This window comes from Streptomyces calidiresistens (assembly GCF_014141525.1).
Classification (GTDB): domain Bacteria; phylum Actinomycetota; class Actinomycetes; order Streptomycetales; family Streptomycetaceae; genus Streptomyces; species Streptomyces calidiresistens.
Genome location: NZ_VKHS01000133.1, coordinates 1 through 9,299, shown reverse-complemented (window position 1 = coordinate 9,299; position 9,299 = coordinate 1). Strand labels below are relative to the sequence as shown.

Below are 9,299 nucleotides of genomic sequence, written 5' to 3'. Positions count from 1 at the left end.
GGGCGGGCGTCGGGCTCCCGCCGGGGCCCGGGGCGGAGAGGAGGACGTCCTCGCCCTCGTCCGGTTCACCCGCACCGCACCGGGGCCGCGCGCGGTCCGACTCCGGGCGCACGACGAGGCGGAGGAGATCTTCGCCCGGGCCCCGACCGAGCGCGCCGAACGCCTCGGCGAGCCGGTCGACCCGCTGCGGATCCGCGCCGGGGTCGCGATGATCAACGAAGCCCTGCGGGCCGCCGTGGAACACCACGCGCGGGAGGTCGACGGGTCCGGGGAACCGCTCGTCTCCTCGATCCGCAGGGCACCCCTCACCATCGCCGAGGGCCTGTCGGACCCACCGTGCCACTCCCGGGTCCACCCGGGGCCTTACCCCGGAGGCCCCGGGTAAGGACCCCGACCGGATCCCGGGCCCCTGGCCATAAGGCCCCGGGTGGACCCGGGATGGGGCAGGTGCCCGATGTGGCGCACCCCCCTTACCCGGAAGAGTGAGTGTCGGCAGGGCTGCGGCGCATCGGGGCGCCGGCCCGCCGCACCGTCCGGGGGAGGACACATGTTCGAGTACCGCCTGCACCAGCACCGCGTCGCCGATCTGCGCCGCGAGGTCGCCGCCGCCCGTCGTGGCCGGAAGGCCGCCACCCGCCGGGAGGGCTCCGACAACGGTGCGGGGACCGCCGACACCGGCACCTCCCGCACCGGGGGCACCTCGTACACCACCGCGGCCTGACCCCGGTGTCCCGGCCCCACCCGCCGGCCGTCCCGGCCCCGGTCGGGGAGGCCCCCGGGGGACCGGGGCCGGAGCCGGCGGCGAAAACCCCTGTCGCCGACCCGTGCGCCCGTGTGATTCTCGGTGACGTGCAAACCCGCCACGTCAGCCCGGTCCTCATCGGGCGTGCCCCCCAACTCGCCGAACTCCACCGAGGGCTCGACCGCGCACGCGCGGGCGAGCCCTCCGCCCACCTCATCGGCGGTGAGGCCGGGGTGGGCAAGACCCGCCTGGTGGAGGAGTTCACCGCCCGCGCGGAGGAGAGCGGGGTGCTGACCGCCGTCGGCGGCTGCGTCGAACTCGGTGCCGACGGCCTGCCCTTCGCCCCCGTCTCCGCCGCCCTGCGCTCCCTGCACCGCCGGCTCGGCGACGAACTCCCGGCCGCCGCCCCGCCCGGCGCCGGTCTCTCGGCGCTGCTGCCGGAGCTGGGCGAGGGCGCCGAGGCCCACCGCCCCGGCGACGCCGGGGACCGCGCCCGCCTCTTCGAGGCCGGCGCCCGACTGTTGGAGAACCTGGCCGCCGACCGGCCCCTGGTCGTGGTCCTGGAGGACCTGCACTGGTCCGACCGCTCCACCCGGGAACTCCTCGACTACCTCCACCGCTCCGTGCGGGAGGCCGGCCTGATGCTCGTGGCCACCTACCGCACCGACGACATCCACCGCCGCCACCCCCTGCGCCCCTTCCTCGCCGAACTGGAACGCTCCCGCACCGTCCACCGGATCGACCTGCCCCGCCTCACCGCGGACGAGGTCACCGAGCAGATGGCCGGCATCACCGGTGAGCGTCCCACCCCCGGGCAGGCCCGTACCGTTTTCGAACGCAGCGGCGGCAACCCCTTCTTCGTCGAGGAGCTGACCGGCTGCTGCTCCGGCCGGGGGATGAACGAGTCCCTGCGCGACCTGCTGCTGGTTCGCGTGGAGCAGTTGGTCGACACCACCCAGGAGGTGCTGCGGTTGCTCGCGGTGGGCGGATCCACCGTCGGCCACGGCCTGTTGGCCGCCGTGGCCGGCCTGCCCGAGCCCGAGCTGCACGCGGCCCTGCGCGAGGCGGTCGGCGGCCACCTGCTGGTCGCCGACGAGGAGACCGACGCCTACCGCTTCCGGCACGCGCTCATGCGCGAGGCGGTCGCGGACGACCTGCTGCCCGGCGAGCGGATGCGGATCAACCGCCGCTACGCCGAGGCGCTGGAGCGCGCCCCGCAGCTGGTCCCGAGCGACCAGCACGCCGCCCGTCTGGCCGGCTACTGGTACCACGCCGGGGTCCCGGACCGGGCCCTCCCCGCCGTGCTGGACGCCGCCGACCGGGCCCGTCGCCGGCACGCCCACGCCGAGCAGTTGCGACTGCTGGAGCGCGCCCTGGAACTGTGGGACGCCGCGCCGGAGGAGGTTCGGACGGGGTTGCGCCCGGTCGGCCCCGTCTGGGCCTACCCGCCCCGGGAGGGGGCGTCCGCCGACCAGGTGGACCTGTTGGCCGAGGCCACCATGGCCGGGATGCTCTCCGAACAGATGGACGTCGCCCGGCGGATGAGCAAGCGGGCCCTGCGGTTGCTCGCCGACTCCGACCCGCTGCGCACGGCCTGGTTCCTCATGCAGCGCTCCCGGATGTTCGAGGGCGTGGTCCGGGGGCCCGACCGGGAACTGCTCGGCCGGGCCCGCGAGCTGCTGGAGGGGCTGCCGCCCTCGGTGGTCCACGCCCAGGTCCTGGCCCTGGACGCCGCACAGCGCACCGACGACGACCACACACCCGAGAGCCTGGCCGTCGCCGAACACGCCGTGGACGTCGCCCGCGAACTGGGCGCGGAGAGCACCGAGCTCTACGCCAGGCTCACCCTGGCCGGAGCCCGCACCGGCGTCGGGGAGGGAACCTCCGCGGTGGCGGAGATGCGGGCCGTTCTGGATCGGGTGGTGCGGCGCGGGGACACCGACCTGCTGGGACGCACCCTCAACAACCTCATCGCCACCCTCGGCCTGTTGGGCCGGTTCGGGGAAGCGGCGGAAACCGCCGAGCGGGGCCGGGAACTGGCGCTGCGGTTCGGACTGGAGAAAATCGCGCACACCTGGCTGGCCACCAACCATGCCGCGGTGCTCATCGAGGTGGGCCGCTGGCCGGAGGCGGAGGAGATGCTCCGGGAGGTGAACCGGGTGGACCCCGATCTGCGCACGGGCCTGATGGGCATGGTCCTGGAGGCCCGCCTGGCGCTGCTCCGGGGGCGGGTCGGGGACGCGCACGCGATGGTGACCGACATCGAGGCGCGCGCCGGACGGGAGATCGACCGGAGCGGGGAGGCGGCCTTCGCGCCCCAGTACCTCCTGCCGCTCACCGAACTGCGCGTCGCCCTCGCCGCGGCGGAGGGCGATCTGCCCCGGGTCCGCACGCTGTTCGAGGAGCGAACGGCCGACCTGGCCATGCCCTTCTACCAGGCCGTCGCCCACCAGCTGGTGCTCACCGCGGCGGCGGCGGAGGCGGACGGGCGGGGGAACCCCGCCTCCGCGGCCGGGGCGGCGGAGGCCCGGGCCCGGATCGTCGCCGGTTCGGCGGCCATCTCGCGGACCGAGCCGATGTGGGCGGCGTTCGCCGGTCTGACCGGGGTGCTGCTCGCCCGGGCGGTCGGGGAGGACACCCCCGACGACTGGGAACGGGTGGCCCGCGCGCTGGAACCGATGGGAACGCCCCACCGCCTGGCGGAGGTCCGGATCCGCTGGGCCGAGTCGCTGCTCTCCGCGGGCGGTTCGACGGAACGCGAACGCGCCGTCGGCCTGCTGGCCGCGGCGCGGACGACGGCGGTCGACCTCGGGGCCCGGCCCCTGACGGACCGGGTCGACCGGCTGACCGCCGCGGCCCGCCTGGTCCTCCCCGGCGAGGGGCCCGCCGGGGACGCGCCCACCGACGGCGGGGAAGGGGACGCCGCCGCGGGCTCCGCGACCCCCGCCGACCGCGCGGCGGCCTTCGGGCTGACCGCCCGGGAGCGGGACGTGCTGGCCCTGGTGGCCGCCGGGCGCACCAACCGGCAGATCGCCGGCGAACTGTTCATCGCGCCCAAGACGGCGAGCGTCCACGTCTCGAACATCCTCGCCAAGCTGGAGGTGGGCGGGCGCGGCGAGGCCGCCGCCCTCGCCCACCGGCTGCGACTGGTGGAGCCGGCCGAGGGGGCCGGGACGTCCTGACCGCTGCGGCGGCCGGGGTTCGCCGACGGGGTCGGGGACCCGAGCGAACCAACCGAACCGACCGAACCGGGGGAGTGTCCGGCGCCGCAGCGGTGGGCCCCGGTCGGAACGGGCGGCGAGGCGTCCGATCCGACCGGGGCCCGGGGATCAGGAGGGGGAGGGGCCCTCCCCGTCGCCGTCGCCGTTCCCGTCGCCGTCACCGCCGTCGAGGGCCACCTCGCGGCCGTCCTCGTCCACCAGCCGCAGGGCCGGCGGCAGGATGGCCGGGGGCAGGGCGGCATCGCCGATCACGACCCGCCCGGAGTCCAGGTCCACACCCCGCTCCTCCTTGTGGTCGAGGAAGATCGTGTGCTCCTTCTCGGTGACCTTGTGCTCGTCCCGTTGGAAGGCCAGGGCCTCCCACGCGGTGGTGCCGTGGATCTCGTCGCTCATCGCCGTACTCCTTTCCGGCCCGTCCTTCCGGACGGAACCCCTGTGCCGGCGTGCCGGCGGGGGGAGCCGCCGGGCACCCGGGGCCGGACACGGGTCCGACGCACCGGGTCACTCCACCCGCAACCTCAGGATGCGGTCGTCACCGGCCTCGGGGGTACCCCTGGTGTCGGTCTCGTTGGTGACGAGGAGCAGTTCGTCCTCCGTGTCCGGCACGGCCAGGACGTTCCGCAGTCGACCGTACTCCCCCTGGAGGAACGCCTCGGGCTCGCCGACGGTGCCCGTCGCGTCCAGCGGGATCCGCCACAGCCGCTCCCCGCGCAGCGCCGCCATCCACAGCGCCCCGTTGTGGAAGGCGAGCCCGCTGGGGGAGGCCTCCGCGACCGGCCACTCCACCTCGGGGTCGACGTACCCCTCGTCGGCGCCGCCGCTGCCCTCGAACATCGGCCAGCCGTAGTTCTCCCCGGCCTCGATCAGGTTCAGTTCGTCCACGTCGCTCGCGCCGAACTCGGTGGCCCACATCCGGCCCTCGTCGTCCCAGGCCATGCCCTGCACGTTGCGGTGGCCCGAGGACCAGACGGGGGAGTCCTCCTCGGGGTTGTCGGGGGCCGGCTCGCCCTCGGGGGTGAGCCGCAGGATCTTGCCCGCCAGGGAGTCGGGGTCCTGCGCCAGGTCCGGTTCGTTGGCGTCGCCGGTCGCCGCGTAGAGCATGTCGTCGGGGCCGAAGGCCAGGCCGCCGCCGTGGTGGATGGTCGCGTCCCGGGGGATGCCGTCGAACACGACCTCCGGCTCGCCGGGGGTGCCGTCCTCCAGCGGCATGCGGATGATCCGGTTGTCCCCGGGGGCGGTGTGATAGGCGTACAGCCACTCCTCGTCGGGGGAGAGCGCCAGCCCCAGCAGCCCTCCCTCGCCGTCCGCGGCCACGTCAGGCACGCTCGCCACCTCCTCCGCCGTCCCCTCGGCGGTGTCCACCCGCAGGATGGTCGCCTCGTCCCGGGAGCCGACCAGCAGGTCGCCGTCGGGGAGCTTGACCAGCCCCCACGGCGAGTCCAGTTCCTCGACGACCGGGCCGGCCACCTCCACCGACCCCTGGCCGGGGGCCGCCGCGCCCTCCCCGCCGTCCCCCGGCTCGTCGGCGGGGGGATCGGCGGGGGCGTCGGTTCCGGTGTCGGGGGCCTGCGCGTCGTCCGGTCCGTCGTCCGCCCCGCAGCCGGTCGCCCCCACCGCCAGGGCGGCGACGACGGCGATCGCCGCCTTCGCGCGGGGTCGGGTCCGGGTCCGCTGCCGGTGGCCTCGCATCATCACACCTCTCGTCCGGGGCGGAGCGGCCGGACGTCCGGCGCCGGCCGTTCCGTCGTCGATCTCCTCGCCCGCCGGCCGGAGCCGGGTCGCGGCGAAGGGGCCGGCGGACCCACCCGTTCGGCGGTCCCTCCATGGCACCACATCCGGGCCCCGCGTCGGGGGACCCGGCGCCCCGGCGGGGTGTCCCGCCGCCGTCAGTTCCAGGACTGCCGGGCCGCCGGCAGCTCGGCCAGTTCCCTCAGGTCCTCCCCGGTCAGCTCCAACCCCGCGGCCCGACAGTTCTCCCGCGCCCAGCGCTCCTTCTTCGTCCCCGGGATGGGGATCACGTGCCGCCCCCGGGTGAGCAGCCAGGCCAGCGCCACCCCGGCGGCGGTGGCACCCGGGTGCCGCTCGGCGACCCGCCGCAGGCCGGCGGGCAGCACCTGGTTGGCCGCCATCATCTCGGCCGTGAAACGCGGGTGGTGGGCGCGCGGGTCGTCCGGTTCGAAACCACCGCCCGGCGTGAGGGTGCCGGTGAGGAAGCCGCTGCCCAGCGGCATCGAGGCCAGCAGCCCGACCCCGCGCGCCTCGCACCACGGCAGCAGGGCCTCCCCCGCCCCCGGCGACCACAGGGAGAACTCGGCCTGCACGGTGCTCACCGGGAAGATCTGTTGCACCCGCCGCAGCAACTCCAGGGTCCCGGCGTACGGCCGACCCGCCACGCCCCCGCCCCGACGGCCCGGGGAGGCCGGATCCGGCGCGCACACCCCCAGCGCGCGCACCTTCCCGGCCGCCACCAGCTCGGCCATCGCCCCCCAGGTCTCCTCCACCGGCACCTCGGGGTCGGGCCGGTGCAGCTGGTACAGGTCGATCACGTCCGTCCGCAGTCGGCGCAGGGAGGCGTCACAGGCCCGGCGGACGTGGCCGGGGCGGCCGTTGGCCACCATGTGGTGCTCGCCCACCAGCAGGCCCACCTTCGTGGCCACGAAGACATCGGCGCGGCGCTCGCGCAGTACCCGACCGAGCAGCAGCTCGTTGGTGAAGGGTCCGTAGACATCGGCGGTGTCCAGCAGCGTGGCGCCCTCGTCCAAAGCGGCGTGGACAGCCCGCAACGACTCCCGACCGTTCCGCTCGGAGGCGGTGTAACCCCAGCTCATGGGCATGCAGCCGAGACCTATGGCCCCGACCCGCAGCGCCCCCGAACCCACCGTCCGGTACCGCACCCGGTGCCGCTCCCTTCCGCCCGTGTCCCCGGTCGCCGGTGCCGGGCGGTCGCCGCGCGACCGGCTCGACCCGTCGCGGCGGACGCCTCCCCGCACCGGCTGTCGCCGGTGTCCGTGGCGCACCAACGTAGCCGTTGCCACTCCGGCGTTCGCGGGCGGCCGGAATCCGGCGCGGCCCCGCTCGGAGCGCCGAGTCCCCGGCCGAGGGTGCCGGGTCGGGCCCCGGCCGCTCCGTCGCGACCCCGGTCCGGCACGGGAACCGGACCCCGCGCGGTATCGCCGGTGCCGTGCCGGGCACCGCGGCGGACCCCGCCCGGGGCGCCACTAGCCTGTGGCCATGACTTCCGGTGACGTGTGGCTTCCCTTCCCGCCCGACGAGATCGAGGGCCTTCCGGCCTCGCTGGGGTATCGACGCTGGAACGGGGAGGAGGAGTTCCCCGCGGACCCCGCGGACTGCGTTTTCTACGCCGTGCCCTACATGAAGGGGCAGCGCACGGCGCTGCGCCCGCTGGAACGGATGTCCCGGCTGCGGGTGGCGCAGACCCTCACCGCCGGGTGGGAGCACATGGTGCCGGGGCTGGACCTGATGCCCACCGGCTCCCTGCTGTGCAATGCGGGCGGCCTGCACGACACCAGCACCGCCGAACTGGCCCTGGCGTTGATCCTCGCCGCCCAGCGGGGCATACCCGAGGCCGTGCGGTCCGCGGATCGGGGGGACTGGGAACCCGCGCTCCGCCCCTCGCTGGCCGACCGCACGGTGCTGATCCTCGGGTACGGCGGCATCGGTCGGGCGGTGGAGGAACGACTGGTTCCCTTCGAACCCGCCGAGGTGATCCGGGTGGCGACGACCGCGCGCACCTCCCCGCGCGGTGCCGTGCACGCCGTGGCCGACCTCGACGGGTTGTTGCCCCGGGCGGAGATCGTGGTGGTCTGCACCCCGTTGACCGACCTCACCCGCGGACTGGTGAACGGTGACTTCCTGGCCCGCCTGCCGGACGACGCCCTGGTGGTCAACGTGGCACGCGGCGCCGTGGTGGACACCGCCGCGCTCCTGGCCGAGTTGGGCAGGGGGCGGCTGCGGGCCGCACTGGACGTCACCGACCCGGAGCCGCTGCCCGCCGACCACCCGCTGTGGCGGGCGCCGGGAGTGCTGATCTCCCCGCACGTGGGCGGCGCCTCCTCGGCCTTCCGGCCGCGCGCGGACCGGTTGCTGAGGAGCCAGTTGGCCCGCTTCGCGGCGGGGGAGCGGCCGGAGTTCGTCGTCGCGGAGGTGTAGGCGGGGAGCGGGCGGCCCGGGCCCGGGACGGGCCCGCTCGACGGCAGGGGTCGCCCCCGCGGTCCCGGCGGTCCTTCCCTCCCCCGGAGTCACTCTCCGTCGTGAATCCATGTCGATGCGTGATCGTCCTGGTGTATCTTCGGGTGAAGGGGTGCCCGGATCACAGGGGGGCGACACACGCATGTGCCACTTCCACACGCAATCGACTCGGCGCCGTCGGCACGGCGGGCCCCGGGCGCCGTTCGGCCCTTCGCGCCGGGCGCCGGAGCGGCGATGAGCCCCCTCTCGCGCGGGGAGACGCCGGGGGCGGGGGAGCCCGCCCGGGAAGGCGGCCCGGTGCCCGGTCGGAGGCCCGCCCGTCCCTCGCCGGCCCTCCTCACCCCGACCCGCCTGCGGATCACCCTCGTCGTGCTCTGCGCCGGGTACGCCCTCGGGGCCGGCCTCGGGTGGGGGTCGCCCCGCCTGGCCCTGGTGATGGGGGACTTCGGATTGGCCCTGGCCGCCCTGGCCGCCTGTGTCTCCTGCCTGTGGTACGCCCGTACCCGGGCCGGTGGGTCCCGGCACGCCTGGGTGCTCTTCGGTCTCTCCTCCCTGATGATCGCCCTGGGGAACGGCGTGTGGGGCTGGTACGAGGTGATCCTCGACCAGCCGGTGCCCCGCACCTCGCCGGCGGACCTGTGCTTCCTGCTCTTCGCCCCCTGCGCGGTGGTCGGGCTGCTCCTGCTGGCCCGCCGCCCCTCCCGTCCCGCCGGCTGGCTCTGCCTGGGCCTGGACGCCTGGTTGGTGGCGGGGTCCCTGTTCACCCTGTCGTGGAGCCTGGCGATCACGCGTCTCGCCCCGCCGGCCGGGGAGTCGGTGCTGCGCTCCGCGCTGGCCCTGGCCTATCCGTTGCTGGACATCGTCCTCGTCAGCACGGTGCTCGTACTGCACCTCCGGCGTTCGGCCGCGCAACGGGCCGCCGTCAACACGGTGATCGGCGCCTTCGCCCTCACCGTGCTGTGCGATTTCCTGTTCGGTTCGCCGTTGTTGCGGGAGCAGTACAGCAGCGGTCAACTGCTCGACGCCGGATGGTTCGCCGGGTCCCTCCTCCTGGCCGGCGCCCCCTGGATGACCGGTGGGGAGGTCCCCCGGCGGGGGACCGGGGCCGCTCCCCCCGCCCTGGCTCT

6 protein-coding genes and 2 pseudogenes are annotated in these 9,299 nt (G+C 75.6%); 5 read left to right on the top strand and 3 right to left on the bottom strand.

All coding sequences use genetic code 11. The features are described from left to right. From FOE67_RS08475 to FOE67_RS08465, 3 genes and pseudogenes are all read left to right on the top strand, one after another. Nucleotides 1-385 (top strand): annotated as a pseudogene (locus FOE67_RS08475) (hypothetical protein); the annotation flags it as partial. Between the two features lie 162 nt (nucleotides 386-547). Further along, on the top strand, nucleotides 548-721 hold the full coding sequence (locus tag FOE67_RS08470; protein ID WP_182662095.1) for a hypothetical protein: 174 nt from the start codon (nucleotides 548-550) through the stop codon (nucleotides 719-721). A 128-nt stretch (nucleotides 722-849) separates the two neighbouring features. Beyond that, nucleotides 850-3,924 (top strand): helix-turn-helix transcriptional regulator, encoded by a 3,075-nt coding sequence (locus FOE67_RS08465; RefSeq protein WP_323384494.1) that lies wholly within the window; start codon nucleotides 850-852, stop codon nucleotides 3,922-3,924. 147 nt (nucleotides 3,925-4,071) lie between these two features. Here the strand turns inward: FOE67_RS08465 and FOE67_RS08460 are convergent, their stop codons facing one another. The 3 genes from FOE67_RS08460 to FOE67_RS08450 all read right to left on the bottom strand — a co-directional run bounded on the left by FOE67_RS08460 (nucleotide 4,072) and on the right by FOE67_RS08450 (nucleotide 6,857). Next, nucleotides 4,072-4,356, bottom strand: a complete 285-nt coding sequence (locus tag FOE67_RS08460) for a hypothetical protein (RefSeq protein ID WP_182662093.1) — start codon at nucleotides 4,354-4,356, stop codon at nucleotides 4,072-4,074. 108 nt (nucleotides 4,357-4,464) lie between these two features. Beyond that, nucleotides 4,465-5,652 carry a PQQ-dependent sugar dehydrogenase gene (locus FOE67_RS08455; RefSeq protein ID WP_182662097.1) on the bottom strand — a complete coding sequence of 396 codons (1,188 nt, stop codon included), beginning with the start codon at nucleotides 5,650-5,652 and terminating at the stop codon, nucleotides 4,465-4,467. A gap of 197 nt (nucleotides 5,653-5,849) precedes the next feature. Then, nucleotides 5,850-6,857, bottom strand: a complete 1,008-nt coding sequence (locus tag FOE67_RS08450; RefSeq protein WP_182662091.1) for an aldo/keto reductase — start codon at nucleotides 6,855-6,857, stop codon at nucleotides 5,850-5,852. 337 nt (nucleotides 6,858-7,194) lie between these two features. Between FOE67_RS08450 and FOE67_RS08445 the strand changes: the two genes are divergently transcribed. Both FOE67_RS08445 and FOE67_RS08440 read left to right on the top strand, forming a co-directional pair. Further along, nucleotides 7,195-8,133, top strand: coding sequence for a 2-hydroxyacid dehydrogenase (locus FOE67_RS08445; RefSeq protein WP_182662088.1), 939 nt, complete (start codon nucleotides 7,195-7,197; stop codon nucleotides 8,131-8,133). Nucleotides 8,134-8,406: 273 nt separating this feature from the next. Then, nucleotides 8,407-9,299: pseudogene (locus FOE67_RS08440) on the top strand (phosphodiesterase); the annotation flags it as partial.